The 20,897-nt window shown below is 72.8% G+C and carries 18 protein-coding genes and 2 pseudogenes; 10 read left to right on the forward strand and 10 right to left on the reverse strand.

Annotated elements, in window-relative coordinates; genetic code table 11:
- The first annotated feature begins 9 nt into the window (after nt 1-9).
- Together CFW40_RS04805 and CFW40_RS04810 are read left to right on the forward strand one after the other, a co-directional pair.
- Entirely contained in the window at nt 10-603 is a 594-nt protein-coding gene (locus CFW40_RS04805; protein WP_088796615.1) for a DUF4865 family protein, read from the forward strand.
- A 110-nt stretch (nt 604-713) separates the two neighbouring features.
- On the forward strand, nt 714-1,667 hold the full coding sequence (locus CFW40_RS04810) for a phosphotriesterase (protein WP_088801910.1): 954 nt from the start codon (nt 714-716) through the stop codon (nt 1,665-1,667).
- Here the strand turns inward: CFW40_RS04810 and CFW40_RS04815 are convergent.
- Together CFW40_RS04815 and CFW40_RS04820 are read right to left on the reverse strand one after the other, a co-directional pair.
- Nucleotides 1,657-2,040, reverse strand: coding sequence for a PPOX class F420-dependent oxidoreductase (locus CFW40_RS04815; protein ID WP_088796616.1), 384 nt, complete (start codon nt 2,038-2,040; stop codon nt 1,657-1,659). The genes CFW40_RS04810 and CFW40_RS04815 overlap by 11 nt on opposite strands.
- A 198-nt stretch (nt 2,041-2,238) precedes the next feature.
- Nucleotides 2,239-3,459 carry an ROK family protein gene (locus tag CFW40_RS04820; protein WP_088796617.1) on the reverse strand — a complete coding sequence of 407 codons (1,221 nt, stop codon included), beginning with the start codon at nt 3,457-3,459 and terminating at the stop codon, nt 2,239-2,241.
- 17 nt (nt 3,460-3,476) lie between these two features.
- Between CFW40_RS04820 and CFW40_RS04825 the strand changes: the two genes are divergently transcribed.
- The 3 genes from CFW40_RS04825 (at nt 3,477) to CFW40_RS04835 (ending at nt 6,178) form a co-directional block, all read left to right on the forward strand.
- Nucleotides 3,477-4,712, forward strand: a complete 1,236-nt coding sequence (locus tag CFW40_RS04825; RefSeq protein ID WP_088796618.1) for an MFS transporter — start codon at nt 3,477-3,479, stop codon at nt 4,710-4,712.
- A gap of 114 nt (nt 4,713-4,826) precedes the next feature.
- On the forward strand, nt 4,827-5,594 hold the full coding sequence (locus tag CFW40_RS04830; protein ID WP_088796619.1) for a maleylpyruvate isomerase family mycothiol-dependent enzyme: 768 nt from the start codon (nt 4,827-4,829) through the stop codon (nt 5,592-5,594).
- 272 nt (nt 5,595-5,866) lie between these two features.
- Nucleotides 5,867-6,178 (forward strand): DUF6332 family protein, encoded by a 312-nt coding sequence (locus CFW40_RS04835; RefSeq protein ID WP_088796620.1) that lies wholly within the window; start codon nt 5,867-5,869, stop codon nt 6,176-6,178.
- Here CFW40_RS04835 and CFW40_RS37815 read toward each other — a convergent pair.
- Nucleotides 6,139-6,234 (reverse strand): annotated as a pseudogene (locus tag CFW40_RS37815) (DNA-binding response regulator); the annotation flags it as partial. The gene CFW40_RS04835 and the pseudogene CFW40_RS37815 overlap by 40 nt on opposite strands.
- Nucleotides 6,235-6,514: 280 nt before the next feature.
- Nucleotides 6,515-7,720 carry a geranylgeranyl reductase family protein gene (locus tag CFW40_RS04840; protein ID WP_088796621.1) on the reverse strand — a complete coding sequence of 402 codons (1,206 nt, stop codon included), beginning with the start codon at nt 7,718-7,720 and terminating at the stop codon, nt 6,515-6,517.
- 177 nt (nt 7,721-7,897) lie between these two features.
- Between CFW40_RS04840 and CFW40_RS04845 the strand changes: the two genes are divergently transcribed.
- Nucleotides 7,898-9,250, forward strand: a complete 1,353-nt coding sequence (locus CFW40_RS04845; protein ID WP_088796622.1) for a dipeptidase — start codon at nt 7,898-7,900, stop codon at nt 9,248-9,250.
- Nucleotides 9,251-9,831: 581 nt separating this feature from the next.
- Here CFW40_RS04845 and CFW40_RS04850 read toward each other — a convergent pair.
- Complete coding sequence (locus CFW40_RS04850) at nt 9,832-10,866, reverse strand: NUDIX hydrolase (protein ID WP_088796623.1); 1,035 nt, start codon at nt 10,864-10,866, stop codon at nt 9,832-9,834.
- A 1,189-nt stretch (nt 10,867-12,055) separates the two neighbouring features.
- Here CFW40_RS04850 and CFW40_RS04855 point away from each other — a divergent pair.
- The gene (locus CFW40_RS04855; RefSeq protein ID WP_176956574.1) at nt 12,056-14,113 is read left to right on the forward strand and encodes an NPCBM/NEW2 domain-containing protein; all 2,058 of its coding nucleotides are present in this window, start codon (nt 12,056-12,058) and stop codon (nt 14,111-14,113) included.
- A gap of 93 nt (nt 14,114-14,206) precedes the next feature.
- Here CFW40_RS04855 and CFW40_RS04860 read toward each other — a convergent pair whose 3' ends face one another.
- Nucleotides 14,207-15,163: an ROK family protein gene (locus CFW40_RS04860; protein WP_088796624.1), complete on the reverse strand. Its 957-nt coding sequence runs from the start codon at nt 15,161-15,163 to the stop codon at nt 14,207-14,209.
- 141 nt (nt 15,164-15,304) lie between these two features.
- Between CFW40_RS04860 and CFW40_RS04865 the strand changes: the two genes are divergently transcribed.
- On the forward strand, nt 15,305-16,345 hold the full coding sequence (locus CFW40_RS04865) for a LacI family DNA-binding transcriptional regulator (RefSeq protein ID WP_088796625.1): 1,041 nt from the start codon (nt 15,305-15,307) through the stop codon (nt 16,343-16,345).
- A 158-nt stretch (nt 16,346-16,503) separates the two neighbouring features.
- On the opposite strand, the gene CFW40_RS04870 is transcribed toward CFW40_RS04865, so the two are convergent.
- Together CFW40_RS04870 and CFW40_RS04875 are read right to left on the reverse strand one after the other, a co-directional pair.
- Nucleotides 16,504-16,722, reverse strand: coding sequence for a hypothetical protein (locus CFW40_RS04870; RefSeq protein WP_088796626.1), 219 nt, complete (start codon nt 16,720-16,722; stop codon nt 16,504-16,506).
- A complete protein-coding gene (locus tag CFW40_RS04875; RefSeq protein ID WP_176956573.1) occupies nt 16,719-17,039 on the reverse strand; it encodes a hypothetical protein in 321 nt (106 codons plus the stop codon). The genes CFW40_RS04870 and CFW40_RS04875 overlap by 4 nt, the downstream gene beginning before the upstream one ends.
- A gap of 72 nt (nt 17,040-17,111) precedes the next feature.
- Here CFW40_RS04875 and CFW40_RS04880 point away from each other — a divergent pair, with 72 nt between their 5' ends.
- A complete protein-coding gene (locus tag CFW40_RS04880) occupies nt 17,112-17,738 on the forward strand; it encodes a TetR/AcrR family transcriptional regulator (RefSeq protein WP_088796628.1) in 627 nt (208 codons plus the stop codon).
- Between the two features lie 67 nt (nt 17,739-17,805).
- Here the strand turns inward: CFW40_RS04880 and CFW40_RS04885 are convergent.
- Nucleotides 17,806-19,094 (reverse strand): annotated as a pseudogene (locus CFW40_RS04885) (aldolase/citrate lyase family protein); the annotation flags it as partial.
- A gap of 194 nt (nt 19,095-19,288) precedes the next feature.
- Here CFW40_RS04885 and CFW40_RS04890 point away from each other — a divergent pair.
- Nucleotides 19,289-19,807 carry a DinB family protein gene (locus CFW40_RS04890; RefSeq protein ID WP_088796630.1) on the forward strand — a complete coding sequence of 173 codons (519 nt, stop codon included), beginning with the start codon at nt 19,289-19,291 and terminating at the stop codon, nt 19,805-19,807.
- A gap of 124 nt (nt 19,808-19,931) precedes the next feature.
- Here the strand turns inward: CFW40_RS04890 and CFW40_RS04895 are convergent, their stop codons facing one another.
- Nucleotides 19,932-20,894 (reverse strand): electron transfer flavoprotein subunit alpha/FixB family protein, encoded by a 963-nt coding sequence (locus CFW40_RS04895; protein WP_088796631.1) that lies wholly within the window; start codon nt 20,892-20,894, stop codon nt 19,932-19,934.
- Between the last annotated feature and the right edge of the window lie 3 nt (nt 20,895-20,897).

The following is a 20,897-nucleotide window of genomic DNA, read 5'->3' on the forward strand; positions in this document are numbered from 1 at the left end:
GAGCCCGCCATGCACGCCATGCAGTATGCGATCACCCTGCCCGCCGACTACGACATGCAGATCATCCGGCACCGGGTGAAGTCCAGGGGCCACCTTCTGGACGACTTCGCCGGACTCGGCCTCAAGGCGTACGGAGTACGGGAGCGCGGGGTCGACGGCTCACCGGTCAATCAGTACGCGCCGTTCTACCTCTGGGCCGATCCGGAGGCCATGAACCGCTTCCTCCTCGGGGACGGATTCCGCGGGGTGGTCCGCGACTTCGGACGGCCGGTCGTCCAGCACTGGCAGGCCCTCTACCACCGCCCCGGCCCGGCCGCCGGCGCCCCGCCCCGCACCTACACCCGGCGGACGGAGACGCTCACCGAGGACGCCGACACCGCCGCCGTCATCACCCGCGCGGTGGCCGGACACGAGGAGCTGGCCACGACGGACGGGGTGCACACCACCGCGCTGGCCCTGGACCCACGGCACTGGGAGCTGGTCCACTTCACCCTCTGGGCGCAGGCCTCCCACGCCTCCCCCGGGGCCGTCGGGGACCGTTACGAGGTGCTGCATCTGTCCGCCCCGGGCACCGGCCGGCTCGGCACGGGACGGCAGTGGTGAACGGGGCCCTGCCGGACACACCGGACACACCGGCCGCCTCCAACGCCCAGACGGTCCCCGGCGACACCGCGCCCGCCGTTCCTACGCCCCTCGGCGACACCGGCCCCACCATCCGTACGGTCCTGGGCGACATCGATCCCGCCGGTCTCGGCGTCTGTGACGCACACGATCACCTCTTCCTGCGCAGCCCTCAGTTGCCGGGCCAGGAACTGGACGACCCCGCGGCCGCGGCCGCCGAACTGCGCGCCTTCCGCGCGGCCGGCGGTTCGGCGGTGATCCAGTGGACGCCGTACGGCATGGGCCGGGGCGCCCGGGAACTCCCCCGGCTGGCACGGGAGTCGGGAGTGCACATCGTCGCCGCCACCGGACTGCACCAGGCGGCCCACTACGCACCCGAGGTGCTGGAGCGGCATCGCTCCGGGCCGGCCGAACTGTTCGTCACCGAACTGACCGAAGGAATCGGCGGCACCGGCCCGCGCGCCGGGATGATCAAGGTCGCCGGCGGCTTCCACGGTCTGGACGCGCACGCCCGGCACACCATGGCAGCGGCCGCCGAGGCCCAGCGGGCGACCGGTGCGGTCATCGGCGTCCATCTGGAGCTGGGCACCGGCGCGCCGGCCGTACTCGACCTGCTCTGCGGCGAGTTGGCGGTCCCGCCGGACCGGGTGATCCTCGGCCACCTCAACCGCTCACCGGACCTCGTCGCCCATCGGACGGCCGCGGAGGCCGGGGCCTACCTGGCGTTCGACGGCCCCTCGCGGGCCCATCACGCGACCGACTGGCGCCTCCCCGAGGCGCTGGCCTCGCTCGCCGAGGCGGGCTTCGGCGACCGGATCCTGCTGGGCGGCGACACCACGACGGCCGGCGCCCGGTCGGTGAACGGCGGCCCCGGCATGCCCCATCTGCTGCGCCGCCACCGGGAACGTCTCGAAATCGCCCTGGGAAAGGACCTGGTGACACACTTCCTGACGGCGAACCCGGCCCGCGCCTTCGCCGCCGACTGGGCGCGGGCCCCGGGGACACCGCACCGAAGCCGGGAAACACGGCGGGCGCCTACAGCGTGACCGAGATCCCCACATGCGGGCGCTTTCCGCCGCGCACCAGCGCACCGACGCTGTCCATCAGCCGGAAGCGCAGCCCGTATTTGCCCGCCATTGCCCGGCGCACCCGGCCGAGTTCGCCCTTCCCCTCCAGGAGCCGGCCGGTGCCCTCGACGGTCTGCGCACCCTCGGCGATCCGGCCCCGGACATCGCACGGGGTGACGGTCACCCGGCCGTCGTTGCGCAGCCGCTTCACCTTCCAGCTGTCGTCCCGCGTCCACACCAGCAGTTCCTCCCCGTCGGCCACCGCCCACACCGGGGTGGCCACCGGCGTTCCGCTCTTGCGGTACGTAACGAGGCTGACGTAAGGACTGTGCGCGACCGCTTCGGGAATCATGGCCACAGCCTAGGACGGCGGCAGGGCGCTGCACCTTGAGGAGCAGGAGCGCAGGCAGCCCGCCCCCTTCCTCCCGGCACCCGGCCCGCAAGCAGGCGGAAACCGTCCACCTGCCGCGCCCCCGGCCCACCGGCCCACCGCCCCGAACCCCGCCCGTCTGCCGTCTGCCGTGCCCCGCCCCGTTACCGCGTTACCGTGTTACCGCTCGAGGACGACCAACGGATCGTCCAGAACCGGCTGCCAGGCCAACTCCGCCGCGCCGACCAGGCTGTTGTGGTCGAGGGTGCAGGGCAGGATCGGCACCCCGCCGCTGCGGCCCCACAGGCTGCGGTCGGCGACCACCGCGCGCAGCCGCTCCGGATCGGCCTCCAGCAGGGCGCGGTGCAGTCCGCCGAGGACGATGAGGTCGGGGTTGAGGATGTTGACGAGGCCGGCCAGGCCGAGCCCGAGGCGGTCGATGAGGAGATCGGCGGCGGAGCGGACGCCCGGATCGGCGTACTCGTCCCGCAGCAGGTCGGCGGCCTGCTGGAGCAGGGAGACCTCGGGGCCCGGTTCGCGGCCCGCCGCGCCGAGGAAGGCGAGCGGGTCCGCCTCGACGTCCAGGCAGCCGCGGCTGCCGCAGTGGCAGGGCGCCCCCTCGGGGTTGACCGTCAGATGCCCGACCTCCAGCGCCAGTCCCGAACTGCCGCTGTGCAGACGGCCGTCGAGCACCAGCGCCCCGCCGACACCCCGGTGGCCGGACGCCACACAGAGCAGATCGCGGGCGCCCCGGCCGACGCCGTGCCTGTGTTCGGCGAGCGCCATGAGGTTGACGTCGTTGCCGGTGAAGCCGACCGCCGCGGTGACTCCCGGGATGCCGGCGTCGGCCAGCGCGCGCAGGAAGAGCGCCCGCACGGGGGCGCCGGAAGGCCAGGCGAGGTGAAGCGGCGCAAGGGCCTCACCGTCCGGTTCGGCGACCGCGGAGGGCACCGCGAGACCGGCGCCGAGGCAGCGCCTCCCGGTCTCGCGCAGCAGGTCCGAGCCGGCCGCGACCACATCGGCGAGGACATGCGCCGGGTCGGCGGGGATGGTGCCGCAGCCGGTCGAGGTCGCCACGATGCGGCCCCCCAGGCCCACCAGCGCGACCCGGAAGCCGTCGGCGTGGATCTGCGCGGCGAGCACGACCGGTCCGTTCTCGGCGACGAACAGCCGGTGGGAGGGGCGCCCCTGGGAGCCGGCCGAGGCGGTCGGCCGGGAGTCGACGGTGATCAGGCCGAGCGCTTCGAGCTCGGCGGCCACCGCCCCCGCGGTCGCGCGGGTCACGCCGAGTTCGGAGGTCAGGACGGCGCGGGTGGGCGCGCGTCCGGTGTGTACGAGCTCCAGTGCGGGTCCGAGGGCGCCACGGCCCCGCTCCAGCCTGGTTGTCCGAGTCTGGGTCACCCCTCTATTCTGGCTTTGTGCCGACACTAAACAAAATACGGGCGGCCCTGACGAAGGACTGGGGCCGCACTCCTCCCGCCGATCCGCACCTGACCCGCCTCCGCATCGCCATCACGGCCTTCTTCGCCATGGACGGCTTCCTCTTCGCCGGCTGGGTGGTCCGGATCCCCGCGATCAAGGCACAGACCGGCGCCGATGCGGGCGCCCTGGGACTCGCGCTGCTCGGCGTGTCGGCCGGCGCGGTCGCCTTCATGATGATCACTGGCAGGCTGTGCCGGCGGTTCGGCAGCCACGCCGTGACGACCGCCTCAGCGGCCGCCCTCGCGCTGAGCATCGTGCTGCCGCCGCTCACTCACTCGGCGACCGCGCTGGGACTGGTCCTGCTGGTCTTCGGCGCCGCGTACGGCTCGCTCAACGTCGCGATGAACAGCGCCGCGGTCGACCTCATCAGCGCGCTGCGGCGTCCCGTGATGCCCAGCTTCCACGCCGCCTTCAGCCTCGGCGGCATGCTCGGTGCGGGCCTCGGCGGGCTGATCGCGGGCAGTCTCTCCCCCACCGTTCACCTGCTGCTGCTCGCCGCGATCGGCCTGCTGGTGACGGCCGTTGCGGGGAACTCGCTGCGCGCGCACCCGGCCCCGGCCGTCCCCGAGCGGCTGCCGGCGGCGCAGGAGAGCGGGCCGCGGCACGGCCTGACGGGCCGCGGCCGCCGCCTGGTGCTGGTCTTCGGGCTGATCGCGCTGTGCACCGCGTACGGCGAGGGGGCCATGGCCGACTGGGGTGCGCTGCACCTCTCCCAGGACCTGGGTGCCGGACCGGGTACGTCCGCCGCCGGATATGCCGTGTTCGCGCTGGCGATGACCCTGGGGCGGCTGTCCGGGACCGCGCTCGTGCAGCGCTTCGGCGCGGCGCGGGCGCTGATCGCGGGCGGGACGACGGCGACCGCCGGCATGCTGCTGGGCGCGCTCGCCCCCTCGGCCGGGGCGGCCTGCGCCGGCTTCGCCGTGGCGGGCCTGGGGCTCGCCAACATCTTCCCGATCGCCATTGCCCGGGCCGGCGAGAGCGGCGGCCCGGACGGGGTCGCCGTGGCCTCCACCGTCGGCTACGGCGGCATGCTGCTCGGACCGCCCGCCATCGGCTTCCTCGCCGAGGCGGCCGGCCTGCCGACCGCCCTGACGACGGTGGCGCTGCTGGCCGCGGTCGCCGCGGTCATCGCGTACGCCACCCGCGGGGCGCACCGCGCCGGGCGGGCGTGAACCGGCCGGCGCGCCCTCACCAGCAGGCACGCCGCCCGCCCGCTCCCCTGCGTGCGGGCAGCCGCCCGGACCCGCGCGGGTCCGTTGTCAGTGGCGGCTGGCACACTTCTGACCATGGAGATCACTGAGTTCGTCGAATCGCTGCGACTGGACGGAAGCCTGCTCGCCGACGCCGCCGAGGAGGCGGGGCCGGATGCCCGTATTCCGGCCTGTCCCGAGTGGCAGATGCGGGATCTGGTCACCCACATCGGCCGGGTCCACCGCTGGGCGACGGAGTTCGTGACGCAAGGCGTGCAGCAGCCCAGCCGTCCTCCCGAGGCTCCGGACCTGTCCGACGACGAGCTGGTGGCCTGGCTGCGCGAAGGCCATCACCACCTCGTCCTGGCGCTGCACTCCGCCCCGCAGGACCTGGCGGCCTGGACCTTCCTCCCCGCGCCCTCCCCACTGGCGTTCTGGGCCCGCCGGCAGGCGCACGAGACCTCCGTGCACCGCGTGGACGCACAGCAGGCGCTCGGCGCCTCCCTCACCCCCCTCCCGTCCGCCTTCGCGGCCGACGGGATCGATGAACTCCTGACGGGCTTTCACGGCCGTGACCGCAGCCGGCTGCGGACGGACGTCCCCCGGACGCTGCGGCTGCGCGCGACGAACGCACCCGGCGCCGACTGGACCGTCCGGCTCTCCGACGCCCCGCCGCACACGGTGCGTACCGCCACGGAGGACGGCGGCGACGGACCGGACACCGACAAGCCGGCGGACTGCACGATCGAGGGCCCGGCCGAGGAGCTGTACCTCGCGCTGTGGAACCGTCTGCCGTGGGACGCGATGACGATCACCGGCGATGAGACGCTGCCCCAGCTGTGGCGGGAGCGCGCCGGGCTCTGAGAGCTGTCCTCACCCGGTCACGCACCCGGTAACCCGCCTGCTGCCGACGGCGGCACGGTCAGTCCTCCGGCGGAGCCGTCGGTGACCAGTGCGCCCGAGGAGCACAGGATGCGGGCGGGTCACCGCGGCTGCTCACGCAGGCGCCCCATAACCGCCCGATGGGACACGGGTTTTACGGGCTCTTGATCCAAGGCAGCTCCGACCGGCAGACAGCCAGGACGCGTTCCTCCGGACACGGACCGGATTTCGGTACTCCCTGGGAGACTGTCGGTATGTCACCCAGCCGTACGCAGGCCGAGCGCGACGCGGTCACCGTCGAGATCATGTTTGCCCTGGTCAGCGGCGCCTTCATGGGTGCCGCAGGTTTCGGGGTGCTGGGCAGCGCGGCTCTGTGGGGCCCGGTGCCGGCCTCGTGGCGCGGACCGTGGCTCACGGTGAGCGCCGCCCTCGGCGGGGTGCTGTTCTGCGTCCAGGTGGTGCGCGTGCTCCGGCGTCCGCCCCACCGGCCGGGGACCGGTCCGTCCCCGCAGGACGTCGTCTGGATTCAGCCCAGCCAGCCGGGCCGCACCAACCCCGACTCATAGGCCGGCACGACCAGTTGAGCCCGGTCCCGGGCGCCGAGCTTGAGGCCGCGCCGCGCCCACGGCGGCCATGCGTTCTCCATGACCGTCACGCCAGACCGCGGCGGTGGCCGACGGCGTCAGCCCGGTGCGGTGATCCGCCGTACTCCCGGGGGAGTACGGCGGGGATACGGGCCGGGGGAGGACGGACGGCGTCGCCCGGCCCGCGGAGACGTCACCCGGCCTGCGGGAGGCGTCACCCGGCCTACGGGAGGCGAAGGGGGCCGATATCCTCCGCGCCCCTCCCGCCCTCGCCCGCGTACGGCCGGGGCCGCGCCTCACCCCTGCCGCACGCCCGGCTCACCCCCGGTTCATCGCCTCCAGCGCCCGGCGCGCCATCGAATGGGTGCGCACGATCTCGGCCAGCGTGGTCGTCCCGCGGGTGATCTTCGCAAAGGCCTGCCAGGCCGGGCGGAAGCCGGTGACCGCGGCGTGCATCAGACCGGGGCGGCGCGTGAAGACCTTGAGCATCTGGCGCCCCACCCCCATCTCCACCCCGAGGCCCGCCTTGATGGCGAAGGCGTAATTGAGCGCCTGGCGACGGGCGTCCACCGCGTCATGCGCCTCGGAGACGCGCACCGCCCACTCCCCCGCGAGCCGCCCCGACCGCAGCGCGAAGGAGATGCCCTCCCGCGTCCAGGGCTCCAGCAGCCCGGCCGCGTCACCGCACACCAGCACCCGGCCGCGGGACAGCGGGGAGTCCTCGGCGCGGCAGCGCGTCAGGTGCCCGGACGAAATGCTCGGCTCGAAACCGGCGAGGCCCAGCCGGCCGATGAAGTCCTCCAGATAGCGCTTGGTCGCGGCCCCCTCGCCCCGCGCGGAGATGACACCGACGGTCAGCGTGTCGCCCTTGGGGAAGACCCAGCCGTAGCTGCCCGGGATCGGACCCCAGTCGATGAGCACCCGGCCCGCCCAGTCCTCGGCGACCGGCGCCGGTACCGGAATCTCCGCCTCCAGGCCGAGGTCGACCTGGTCGACCTTGACCCCGACATGGGCTCCTATCCGTCCGGCACTGCCGTCCGCACCCACCACGGCGCGGGCCAGCACCACCTCGCCGTCGCCCAGCACCACCGCAACGGTCCGCCGGTCCGGCACCTCGGCGCCGTGCTGCTCCACCCGCGAGACCGTGACGCCCGTACGGACCGTCGCGCCCGCGTCCTTGGCCGACTCGACCAGCCGCGCATCGAAGTCGGGGCGGTTGATCAGCCCGAAGAGCATGTTCCTGGAACGGCGGGTGCGGGTCAGCCGGCCGTTCAGCGAGAACGTCACCGCGTGCACCCGGTCGCGCAGCGGCAGCTCGAAGCCGGGCGGCAACGCGTCCCGCGAGGGCCCGATGATGCCGCCGCCACACGTTTTGTAGCGCGGGAGCTCCGCCTTCTCCAGGAGCAGCACCCGGCGTCCTGTACAGGCCGCGGCATGCGCGGCCGAGGCGCCCGCGGGCCCCGCACCCACCACCACGACGTCCCACACCTGCTGGTTGTCCTCGGCTGCGTGCTCGCTGCTCACCTGTGCTTCTGCTCCCGTTCGATGCCTGGCTGCGCGTACCGCCCGCATCCTACGGGCCGCTGTTGAGCCAGAGGCCTGTGGGAAGATCGGGGGGACTGATGCCCGTACGTCCGGCCCGTCCGGCTCACGAGGCCGGACGGCCCGTACGCACAACGCCGCGCCCACAAGGAGCGTTCCATGTCTGACAGCCCGCTCGCACGTACCGTCGCCGCACTGCAGCCCCGCGCCAGGACCGAGCTGGCCGAGCTGGTGGCCTTCAAGTCGGTGGCGGATCCGGCCCAGTTCCCCAAGAGCGAGTGCGAGGCGGCCGCCGACTGGGTGGCCGGGGCACTGCGGGCGGACGGCTTCCAGGACGTGGCGCTGCTGGACACCCCGGACGGCACCCGGTCCGTGTACGGCTTCCTGCCCGGCCCGGCCGGCGCCCCGACGGTGCTGCTGTATGCGCACTACGACGTGCAGCCGCCGCTGGACGAGTCCGCCTGGGTCTCCCCGCCGTTCGAGCTGACCGAGCGTGACGGCCGCTGGTACGGGCGCGGCGCGGCCGACTGCAAGGGCGGCCTGATCATGCATCTGACGGCGCTGCGTGCCCTGAAGGAGCACGGCGGGGTACCGGTCAACGTCAAGGTGATCGTGGAGGGTTCGGAGGAACAGGGCACCGGCGGCCTGGAACGCTACGCCGAGGCACACCCCGAGCTGCTGGCCGCCGACGCCATTGTCATCGGCGACACCGGCAACTTCCGGGTCGGGCTGCCGACGGTGACCGCGACGCTGCGCGGGATGACGCTCGTACGGGTCCAGGTCGACACCCTGCAGGGCAACCTCCACTCCGGCCAGTTCGGCGGCGCGGCCCCCGACGCACTGGCCGCGCTGATCCGGATCCTGGACTCGCTGCGCGCCGAGGACGGTTCCACCACCGTCAACGGACTGGCCGCGGACGCCTCCTGGGAGGGCCTGCAGTACGCCGAGGAGGACTTCCGCAAGGACGCCAAGGTGCTCGACGGCGTCGGGCTGGTGGGCAGCGGTTCGGTCGCGGACCGGATCTGGGCCCGTCCGGCCGTCACGGTACTCGGCATCGACTGCCCGCCGGTGGTCGGCGCCACCCCGTCCGTCCAGGCCGGCGCGCGGGCGCTGGTCAGCCTGCGGGTGCCGCCGGGCACGGACGCGGCCGAGGCGACGAAGCTGCTGACCGCGCATCTGGAGAGCGCCGCCCCCTGGGGCGCGCGGGTCGCGGTCGAGCAGGTCGGCCAGGGCCAGCCGTTCCGCGCCGACACCAGCAGCCCGGCGTACACCTCGATGGCCGCGGCACTGCGCGAGGCGTACGACGGCGAGGAGATGCAGACCTCCGGCATGGGCGGCTCGATCCCGCTATGCAACACGTTGGCCGCGCTCTATCCCGACGCCGAGATCCTGCTGATCGGCCTGAGCGAGCCGGAGGCCCAGATCCACGCGGTCAACGAAAGCGTCTCGCCGCAGGAGCTGGAGCGGCTTTCGCTGGCGGAGGCGTTGTTCCTCCGTCGGTACGCGAAGTGATTCCCTGCGTTTTCGGCTGACGTTTCGCTGCGCTTTGCCTTGGGCCGTTTTTGGCTTTCCCGCCGTGGTGGTTTCTCGCCGTTGCGCCTGGCGGGGTCCGCTGCGCGGGCTGTGGGTGCGGTGACGGGCCTCCGGGGCAGGGGTGTGGGACTGCTTCGCTTTACGTCCCACACCCCTGCCCCTCCGGCCCGTCCCCTCCCGTGGGGGAGTTAAGTGAACGTGAGTGGGGGCCACGGTGGTAGCCGATTTCCCCGTGCCGACAAGGTGCACCGGACCACTCAGGTACACCCCCACCGGCCTTCTTCCCACCCCTCCACGGGAGGGGACGGGCCGGAGCGGGTGGGTGTCCGGACGTAAAGCGAAGCAGTCCGGACACCCACCCGCGCAGGCCCGTCACCGCACCCCGACAGCCCCGCGCAGCGGACATCGCCCGCCGCCAGGCGCAACGGCGGGCGCACCGCGCAGCGGACCCCGCCCCGCGCAGCGGACATCGCCCCGCGCAGCGGCACGGCCCGCCGCCAGGCGCACGCGCAACGACGGGAAAGCCAAAAACGGGCCAAGGCAAAGCGCAGCGAACCGGCTCACCCCGCGGGAACCCCGGCCTCCAGGTGAAGCGGACACCCCCGCTCCCGGGCGCGCAGCGCCCACCGCAGGCGGTTCCACCGCACCGGCGGCAGCATCTTCTCGGCCTCGGCTTCGGTGGCGAAACGCCAGTCGCGCAGTTCCGCGCCGGGCAGCAGCAGTTTGCTGATCCGGTCGTCGGTCAGGGTGCCGCCGTCGTAGAGCAGCCGCAGACCGCCGAAGCCGGGTGGTTTTGGAGCTTCCCAGTCCAGCACCAGCAGCCGGAGTGCGCGGGGCAGTTCGATCCCCAGTTCCTCGGCGACCTCCCGTACGCCGGCACGGGCGGGTGCCTCGCCGCGTTCCACGACGCCGCCGGGGAATTCCCAGCCGGCCTTGTAGGTCGGGTCGACGAGCAGTACCCGGTCCTGGTCGTCGAAGAGCAGTACGCCGGCGGCGAGCGTTTCGGCGGTCGGTTCGGGGGTCTGCACGATGTCGCAGGCGCCGGCGCCGGTGCGGACGGCCTCGGCGACCCGCTCGGCGGTCTGCCGGGGGGTGAGCCGGCTGGTGTCGACGACATGGGCGTCGCCTTGGAGCCAGGGCAGTGCGTCGGCGTACGGGCCCAGGTGTTCCAGGCTCCACCGGCGCGTCGACGCGGCGGCTCCGGCGTCCCCGGGGGTGTCGTCCCGGTCCGCTATCCGGGCTCGCAGGATCGTTTCGTCGGCGTGCAGGAGGACATGCCGTACGGGTATCCGGCGGGCGGCGAGGGCGCCGAAGATCTCGTCACGGTACTCCTGGCGCAGCAGCGTCATCGGTGTCACCAGCGGGCCCGGCACCTCGGTGAGCAGTGCCGCGGCGGTGTCGACGACCATCCGCCGCCAGGCCGGGAGGTCCTGGTAATCGTCGATCTCCTCGAACCGCTTGGCCGGCAGCATCATGCGCAGTCCGCTGCCGAGGAGTTCGGGGTCGTAGAGCGTGCTTCCGGGAAGCAGGTCGAGCAATTCATGAGCCGTAGTGGTCTTGCCCGCACCGAACGTGCCGTTCAGCCAGACGATCACGGTTTCCCCTCTTCCCTAGACCCAGGTGAGTTGCCCGCCACACCCTGCCACGGAAACGCTCGGGGTCACGGGCCGCGCGCACGAACCGGGAACGTTGCGCATTCGACCATCGGCGTGGCCAGGGAGGTTTCCGCCCCCGTGGACACGCCGGTCGCGAAATGCCTCGCGCGAAGGATGCCGGTCACTGCATCCGCCGCCGCGAGTCCCCGGCAAACAAGCGCTCCCCCGCCCCTCCAGTACCGAAACCCTCACCCGCATACCGAGTTGCCGGGCGGCCACCGGCCCGGAGACACCGCATATGACGGCGGCCCACCGCACGGCGGCCTGCGGCGTGTTCCACGCGGCCGGTCGGTTACCCCTTGCCCGCGCCGAGGGTCAGTCCGGCATGGAAGTGATGTGAAGTGACGGGGAATGTCTCGCCGTCGGAGAGAAAGACGGGCCCCGCAGGAAGTCGTTGTACCTCCGGAAGTCGTTGTACCTCCGGATGAATTGCCGAGTGCCCGGGGCGGCGGGCGCGGGCCGGCGAGACCGGGAAAGGGGGGAGCAGGGCGCCGGGGACGGTGACGAGGAGCGAGGAGCAAGTTGAGAAAGTTGAGAAAGTTGCGGGAGTCGATAAGGCAGCTGCTCATCCCGGATTCGATAAAGCCCTGGTGGCAGTAGGCGAAGGAGAGCCGGCGCGGGAGGGGAAGTAGCCGTATACCGCGGTCTCTTCGTAGGGCTGTTGCGGTTGTGGACGAAGCCTTGAAGGCCTGGGCGAAGGCTTTCTTCGGTACGGCGTCCGAGGCATTCGGTCCCACCCTGACGCTCCCACCGTGACGCCGTTCGGGCCGCTGCCGCACGCGGCGAGCGGGGACGGGGGGCCATCGCCCCCGCGCCGAGCGCCGCGCTCACGCTCCTCGGAACCGCCCGGCGGGACATCCGACGTCCTGCCGCTCCCCGTTCGTACCCGAGCCGCTGCCCGTTGACCGGAAGCATGTCCCACCTCCTCAGAGCTGGAAACAAACAGAACCGAACGCACTTGGCGGGATCTCGCTCCGAACCGCCGGGCCGGTCATGGGTCTTGGCGGGCGATACCGGAACCGTTACCACCCCTCTTCCAACAGACTCCAACAAGCCCTACCGTAAACACTCGCACGCGACCGGTGCACGATCCCACCAACGCCTCTCGCGAAGACGGAGGACGCGAACCATGCGCGTTCAGATCCGCACCACCCACCGGCGAGGTCACCGAAGAATCGCCGGAGCGCTGTCCGCCGCGCTGCTGTGTACGGCAGGGGTGACCGCCCTGCCGGCTGCGGCCCGTACACCCGACGCCCCGGAAGCCGGCCCTTCCCGCACCGCCCCCGGCCCCCGGCTCCCCGGCGGGCTCGCCATGACGCCGCCGATGGGCTTCAACAACTGGAACTCCACCCACTGCCGGGCCGAGTTCAACGAAGAGATGGTCAAGGGCATCGCCGATCTCTTCGTCGCCAAGGGCCTCAAGGACGCCGGTTATCAGTACGTCAATCTCGACGACTGCTGGGCGCTGCCCACCCGCGACGGGAACGGCAAGCTCGTGCCGGATCCGCAGCGCTTCCCCCACGGCATCAAGGCGGTGGCCGACTACGTCCACGCCAAAGGCCTGAAATTCGGCATCTACACGAGTGCCGGTATCAAAACCTGCAACCCGGCCGGATTCCCCGGCGGCCTGGGCCACGAGAAGTCCGACGCCCAGCAGTTCGCCGACTGGGGCGTGGACTACCTCAAGTACGACAACTGCAATAACCTCGGCGTGGACGCCCAACAGCGGTACCGCACGATGCGGGACGCGCTCAAGGCCACCGGGCGGCCCATCGTCTACAGCATCTGCGAATGGGGCGAGAACAAGCCCTGGGAGTGGGCGTCGGACGTAGGGCATCTGTGGCGCACCACCGGCGACATCAGTGACTCGTGGTCCAGCATGCTCGACATCGTGAAGCAGAATCTGCCCCTCGCCCCGCACGCCGGGCCGGGCCACTGGAACGACCCGGACATGCTGGAGGTCGGCAACGGCGGCATGACCGACACCGAGTACCGCAGCCACTTCTCCCTGTGGTCGATGATGGCCGCCCCGCTGCTGATCGGCTCCGATCTGCGCAAGGCCGGCCCGGAGACGTTCGAGATCCTGGCCAACAAGGACCTCATCGCCGTCGACCAGGACCGGCTGGGCAAGCAGGCCACGGTGGTGAAGTCGGAGTCCGGCCGCTGGACGCTGGTGCGGCAACTGGCCGACGGCGCCCGCGCGGTGGCACTGTTCAACGAGACCGGCGGGCCGCAGCGGATCACCACCACGGCCAGGGAACTGGGCCTCCCGCGGGCCGACGGCTACCGGCTGCGCGACCTGTGGCGGCACCAGGACACCCACACCACGGGCACCGTCTCGGCGACCGTCCCGGCGCACGGCACCACCGTCTACCGCATCTCCGCCGACAAGCGCTGGGCCGCCTACCCACCGGCCGTCGAGACCGGCACCGACCGTACGCCGCTGGCCGAGGCCGGCTCCCCCGCCACACTCCGCTCCACCGTCCGCAACCTGGGCGGCACCCCCGCCCGGCATGTCGCCGTCACGCTGAAGGCCCCGCAGGGGTGGCGGGTGCGGGCCACCTCCCCGGCTACGGCCCGCACGCTGCCCGGCGGCCGGACGCTCACCACCGGCTGGCAGATCACCGCACCGGCCGGCACCGCACCCGGTGCCTACGATCTGCCGCTCGCCGCCGACTACCGCTCCCCCCGCGGCGAACGGATCACCGCCACCCTGCCCGGCACCGCCCATGTCGTGGTGCCACCGCCGTCCGGGACCGCGTACGCCGCCGAACTCCCCTGGCTCACGGCCGCCAACGGCTGGGGACCGGTCGAGAAGAACACCAGCGTCGGGGAACGCGACGCCGGGGACGGCCGGCCGATCAGCATCGGTGGCACCGGCTTCGCGAAGGGCCTCGGGGTGCATGCGCCCAGCGAGGTGAGCTTCTACACCGGCGGGCGGTGCTCGGTGTTCACCGCCCAGGTCGGCATCGACGACGAGTCCGGTGACCGGGGCTCGGTGGGCTTCGAGGTGTGGGCCGACGGCAAACAGGTCGCCGCGAGCCCCACGGTGACCGGGGCGGATGCCGCCAAGGCCGTCAGCGCCCCGGTCACCGGAGCGCAGACCGTCCGGCTCGTCGTGACCGATGGCGGGGACGGTATCGACTACGACCACGCCGACTGGGCGGACGCCAAGTTCCGGTGCTGAGGGTCATCTTCCGCTCATGCGGGCGGAGTTGATGCCACCGGGCGGGCCCTCGGTCCGCCCGGTCCGGCCGGGCGCGGGGGCCCGTCGCGGGCGTCAGGGCGTGGGGACGAAGGCATCGGGACGGGCCCGTTGCCCGGCGGCAGCGGCCGCGCCCACCACCCCGGCGTCCGTCCCCATGCGGGCCGGTACGACCGTCAGGCCCGACACGAACGACAACGTCGCGTACTCCCGCAGGGCCGCGCGCAAGGGGGCGAAGAGCACGTCACCCGCACCCGCGACTCCCCCGCCGATCACCGCGATGTCTATCTCCACGAGCGTGGCGGTGGCGGCGATCCCGGCGGCCAGCGCACGGGCGGCCCGCTCGAAGGAGCGCAGGGCGACCGGGTCACCGGCGTGCGCCGCGGCGGCGACGGCCGCCGCGCTGGTGTCACCGTCGGGGCCGGGCTGCCAGCCGTTGGCCAGCGCCCGGCGCGCGATGTTGGGGCCGCTGGCGATCCGTTCGACACAGCCGCGGGACCCGCACGGGCAGGGGTCACCGTCGACCTCGACGCTGATGTGACCGATGTGCCCGGCGTTCCCCGTAGGGCCCGGGTGGAGACGGCCGTTGAGGACGAGTCCGCCGCCGACGCCGGTGGAGACCACCATGCACAGCGCGTTGGCGTGCCCGCGCGCGGCACCTTGCCAGTGTTCGGCCGCGGTCATCGCGACACCGTCGCCGACCAGCACGACCGGGCGCTCCCCGACGAGCGCCCGCACCCCGGCGACCAGCGGGAAGTCGCGCCAGCCGGGGATGTTGACGGGGCTGACGGTGCCGGACGAGGCGTCGACCGGGCCCGCGCTGCCGATACCGACGGCCGCCACCCGCGCCCAGTCGGGACCCGCGGCCAGCTCGGCGACCACCTCGGCCACCGCACGCATCACCGTGGCCCCGTCCTTGTCGGCGGGAGTGGGCCGGGCGGCCCGTTCGACGAGTCTGCCGCGGGCATCCACCAGAGCGCCGGCGATCTTGGTGCCGCCAATGTCCAACGCTGCGCTGAGGTCGGTCTGCATCGGTGTGGATTCTCCTGGTGGGCCCGGGGGCCGAGCGTACCGGCCCGGCGTGAGAACGCCAGTCTTCCCTCGATTGACAACGTTGTCTAGAGGCTATGCTCGACGCCACACCTGACGCCGACAGAATCAGGACCGCACACCGTGACCGACACCGCGCGGGGCACCTCCCGCCGCTATGGCACCCGGCCCACGATGAAGGATGTCGCGGCGCGCGCCGGGGTCGGCCTCAAAACGGTCTCCCGCGTGGTCAACGGCGAACCGGGCGTCACCCCGGACACCGAACGACGCGTCCAGGAAGCGATCACGGCCCTGGGGTTCCGCCGCAACGACTCGGCCCGGATCCTGCGCAAGGGGCGTACCGCCAGCATCGGCCTGGTGCTGGAGGATCTGGCGGACCCGTTCTACGGCCCGCTCAACCGCACCGTCGAGGAGGTCGCCCGCGGTCACGGCGCACTGCTGATCAACGGCTCCAGCGCCGAGGACCCGGCGCGCGAACAGGAGTTGGTGCTGGCGCTGTGCGCACGGCGGGTCGACGGACTGGTCATCATCCCGGCCGCCGACGACCACCGCTATCTGGAACCCGAGATCGCGGCCGGGATAGCCACCGTGTTCGTGGACCGCCCGCCCGGCCGGATCGATGCCGATGTGGTGGTCTCCGACAACTTCGGCGGCGCCCAGGAGGCGGTGGCCCATCTCATCGCGCACGGCCACCGCAGGATCGGCTTCATCGGTGACCAGCCGCGGATCCACACCGCGCGTGAACGCCTGCGCGGCTACCGCACCGCAATGGCCGCGGCGGGCCTGCCCATCGACGACTCCTGGGTGTCGCTGGCCTCCACCGCGCCCGAGTCCGTACGCGCCGCCGCGACCACGATGCTGGACGCCCCCGAGCCGGTCACCGCCCTCTTCGCGGGCAACAACCGGGTCACCGTCACCGCCGTACGCGTCCTCGGCGAACGCCCGCGCCCCGTCGCGCTGGTGGGCTTCGACGACTTCGAACTGGCCGATCTCGTCCGGCCCGCGATCACGGTCGTCGCCCAGGACCCCGCACGCATGGGCCGCACGGCCGCCGGTCTGCTCTTCCGGCGCCTGGAGGGCATCGAGGACCCGCCGCAGCGCAGGGAGATCCCCACCCGCCTGATCGTCCGCGGCTCGGGCGAGATCCCGCCTTCGGAGAGCTGAACTCCCGGGCAGCCGCGGGCCGGACGCCCCGCGTCGCGCCATGACGGGGCGGCTCCGGGGCAGTTCCCGGGCCGGGCCGCATCCGGCCCACGGACGAGGGCGAGTCAGGTGGCGCCAGGGCGGCTCCGAGCCGCCCCCATGTCGCCCCGGGCGGCCGGTCACCGCTCGTCGCGGTGCGGGCCCTCTCCACGCCCCACCCGCTTCCAGATCAGCACCATCCCCAGCCCGAGCACGACCAGCGCGACGAGCACGATGACGCCCTTCATCGCGGCGTCGGCCACCAGGTGAGCGAGGAGATCGGACCCTTCGTCACCCCCGCCCCGGGCGAGGGCGGGTGCCGCGAGGCCGTCACCGGCCACCCCGCCGACGCCGGTCATCGGACCTCATCCCGACCCGGCTCCCGCTGCCGCTGCCCGCGCCCGTCGCCGTCCAGGTGCCGGGCCGCCGCTCGCACCACCGCGCCGGCCACCGACCCGCCGCCGCGGGACATCCCGCCCCGGCCCCGGACGGCGCCCCGGTCGTCCAGATAGCGACTGACGGCATGCGCGGCGGGTGCCGCGTACCGCCGCGCGGCACCGAGTTTCCCCCGGCGTTTCAGGACGAGCGCCACGGCGAAGACCAGCAGGCCCAGCGCCACCAGGGCGCCCGCGATCAGGCCGAATCGGATGAGAAGAAGGTTCAGAACCCGCTCCACGGCCATCCCTCCATTCTTTGTATCACAGGTGTGATAGAAAACAATTTATCACAGCCGTGATACAAAGGGCCCATGCCCAAGCAGGTGGACCGAGAAGCCCGGCGCCGCGACGTCGTCGACGCCCTCTTCCGCGTCGTCGTACGCGACGGCATCCAACGCGCCTCGCTGCGCACCGTCGCCGACGAGGCGCAGCTCAACATCGGTTCGGTGCGGCACTACTTCGCCGGCCAGGAGGAGCTGATGCGCTTCGCGATGCGGTCGATGCTCGACCGGGTCGGCGCCCGGCTCCAGCGCCGCGTCGACGCGTTGGGCGATCTGAGCGGGCTGCCCGCGGCGCGGATCCGCGACTGCGCGGTGGAGCTGCTGTCCGAACTGCTGCCGCTGGACGACAGCCGGCGCGCCGAGGTCACCGTCCTCGTCGACTTCTCCACCGCCGCCCGGACCCACCCCGCCCTCGACGACCTCGCCCGGGAGACCGCCACCGGCACCCGGTCCCTCGTCCGCCGCATCCTCACCCGCCTCGATACGGCGGGCGGCCTGCGCGCGGGGCTCACCCTCGACACCGAGACCGAGCGGCTGACGTCCCTCCTGGACGGCCTCGCCTTCACCGCCGTCCTGCGGCCCGACGTGCTGGACGCGGCGACCTGCGCCAGGGTCCTGCGCGCCCATGTCGACGGCCTCGGACCGGCCACGGCCTGAACGCGGACGGCCCCCGCCGTGATGGCGGGGGCTTCGTGGTGTCTGCCGGACGGCGGGGGCGCCGTCGTACCGTCAGGCGGTGGCGGCGGGGCGGCCCGCGAGGGCGTCCAGGTCGGCGCGGGTCAGTCCGGTCAGCCGGGCAACCTCGGCGGGGTCCACGGCGCCGCAGTCCAGACCGCGCAGCAGATAGCCGCTGAGCGCCTTGGCGGTGGCGGGCTCGTCCATGACATCGCCGCCGGCCTTGGCGACGTAGGCCGCGAGCCGGGCCGCGGCCTGCTCCAGGCCCTCACGGTAGAAGGCGTAGACGGCCGCGTAACGGGTGGGCAAATGGGCCGGGTGCATGTCCCAGCCCTGGTAGTACGCACGGGCCAGCGAGCGGCGCACCAGGCCGTGGTGCAGGCGCCAGGCGGCGTGCACCTGCTCCGTCGGGCCGACCGGCAGGACGTTGGTGGATCCGTCGGAGAGACGGACGCCGGTGCCCGCGGCGGCGACCTGCATCACGGCCTTGGCGTGGTCGGCCACCGGGTGGTCGAGGGACTGGTGGGCGGCGCTGACGCCGCAGGAGGCGCTGTAGTCGAAGGTGCCGTAGTGCAGGGAGGTGGCGCGGCCCTCGGCGGCCTCGATCATGCGGGCGACGGTGGCGCGGCCGTCGGCGCCCAGGATGGACTGGGTGGTCTCGATCTGGATCTCGAAACCGATCCGGCCGTCCTCCAGCCCGTGCGCCTTCTCGAAGGCCTCCAGCAGCCGGACCATGGCGGTGACCTGCTCGGCGTAGGTCACCTTCGGGAGCGTCAGCACCAGGCCGTCGGGCAGGCCGCCGGCCGCCATGAGACCGGTGAGGAAGATGTCGAGGGTGCGGATGCCGCGGTCGCGGACGGCGGCCTCCATGCACTTCATCCGGATGCCCATGTAGGGGGCGGCGGTGCCTTCCCGGTAGGCGGCGGCCACCAGGGCGGCGGCGCGGGCCGCGGCCTCGTCCTCCTCGGCGTCCGGGCGGGGGCCGTAGCCGTCCTCGAAGTCGATGCGCAGGTCCTCGACCGGCTCACGGGTCAGCTTGGCGCGGACGCGGTCGTGGACGTCCATGGCGAGTGCGTCGGGGATGCCGAGGACGGCGGCGAGCGCACCGGCGTCGGGGGCGTGCGCGTCGAGAGCGGCGAGCGCCTGGTCCCCCCAGGAGCGCAGGGTTCCGGCGGCGAAGACGTCGCCGGGGACGTAGACCGTGTGGACCGGCTGGCGGGTGCCGGGGTCGCCCGGGTAGCGCCGCGCCAGATCCGCGTCCACCTGGGCGAGGGCGGCTCCGATTCCCTCGCGTACGGTGTCCGCGAGGCTCGTCGCCACGGTCTCCTGCTGCCCCATTCGATACCCTCCCGGTGCGCATGCCCGCCGATCGAGCGTTTTCCGCTCAACGGAATCAACAATCCGTATAGCGAAGTTAACTGGGTCGGTTTGCCGAGGTCAACACCCTCCCGCAGGGCGGTGCAGGTCATGGGCGTACGGGCGGGCCGGAAACTCCCTGGCAGGCTCGCCGCGGCACCGCCAGAATCGCCGTCATGACGTGGACCGCACCCCCCATCGAACGCAGAGAACTCCCCACCACGGCCGGTGAACGGGAGATGCTGCAAGGCTGGCTCGACTACCACCGCGACACCCTGCTCACCAAGTGCGCGGGCCTGACGCCCGACCAGCTCGTCGAGGCGAGCGCCGCACCCTCCACCCTCACGCTGCTCGGCCTGGTGCGCCATATGGCATACGTCGAACGCACCTGGTTCCGGGTGCGCTTCCTCGGCCGGCGGATCGCCGATCTCTACTACACCGAGGACGATCCGGACGCCGACTTCCACGCCGCGGACCCGGCCGCCGCCGAGCGTGATATCGCCGTCTTCCGCGCCGAGATCGAGGCCTGCGACAAGGCGGTGGCGGACCGCGGGCTGGACGAAACCTTCTCCCCGCGCCCGGGGCGCACCCTGAACCTGCGCTGGATCTACGTCCACATGATCGAGGAGTACGCCCGGCACAACGGCCACGCGGACCTGCTGCGCGAGCGGATCGACGGGGCCACGGGCAGCTGACGGCGCGGCACCCGGCCGACGGCGCGGCCCCGGCCGACGGCATCACGACTGCACGAGGCCCCGTACGCACCGCGCGTACGGGGCCTCGTGCGAGGTCCGGAGCCGGGCTCCGGCGGGACGGTGATCAGCCCTTGCGGGTCTTGACCTCGTCGGTGAGGGCCGGGACGACGTCGAAGAGGTCGCCGACCACGCCGTAGTCGACCAGCTCGAAGATCGGCGCCTCTTCGTCCTTGTTGATGGCGACGATCGTCTTCGAGGTCTGCATACCGGCGCGGTGCTGGATCGCACCGGAGATGCCCGCCGCGATGTACAGCTGCGGCGAGACCGACTTACCGGTCTGGCCGACCTGGTTGGTGTGCGGGTACCAGCCGGCGTCCACCGCGGCGCGCGAGGCGCCGACGGCCGCACCGAGCGAGTCGGCAAGCGCCTCGATGACCGGGAAGTTCTCGGCGCCGTTGACGCCGCGGCCACCGGAGACCACGATCGCGGCCTCGGTCAGGTCCGGACGGCCGGTCGACTCGCGCGGGGTGCGCGAGACGATCTTGGTGCCCTTGGAGGAGTCGGCGACGGTCACCGCAAGCTGCTCGACGGTGCCGGCGGCCGGGGCGGCCTCCGGGGCGGCGGAGTTGGGCTTGACGGTGATGACCGGGGTGCCCTTGGTGATGCGGGACTTGGTGGTGTACGAGGCCGCGAAGACGGACTGCGTGGCCACCGGGCCCTCGTCGCCGGCCTCGACGTCGACGGCGTCGGTGATGATGCCGGAGCCGATGCGCAGCGCGAGACGGGCAGCGATCTCCTTGCCCTCGGCGGAGGACGGCAGCAGCACGGCCGCCGGGGAGACCGCGTCGTAGGCGGCCTGCAGCGCGTCGACCTTGGGGGCGACGAGGTAGTCGGCGAACTCGGGCGCGTCGGCGGCCAGCACCTTCACGGCGCCGTGCTCACCGAGGATCTTCGCGGCGTCCTCGGCCTTCGCACCGAGGTGCACGGCTACCGGCTCGCCGATGCGGCGGGCGAGGGTGAGCAGTTCGAGGGTGGGCTTGCGGACGGCGCCGTCCACGTGGTCGACGTAGACAAGGACTTCAGCCATGGG

Source organism: Streptomyces sp. 2114.4, assembly GCF_900187385.1.
Taxonomy (GTDB): Bacteria; Actinomycetota; Actinomycetes; order Streptomycetales; family Streptomycetaceae; genus Streptomyces; species Streptomyces mooreae.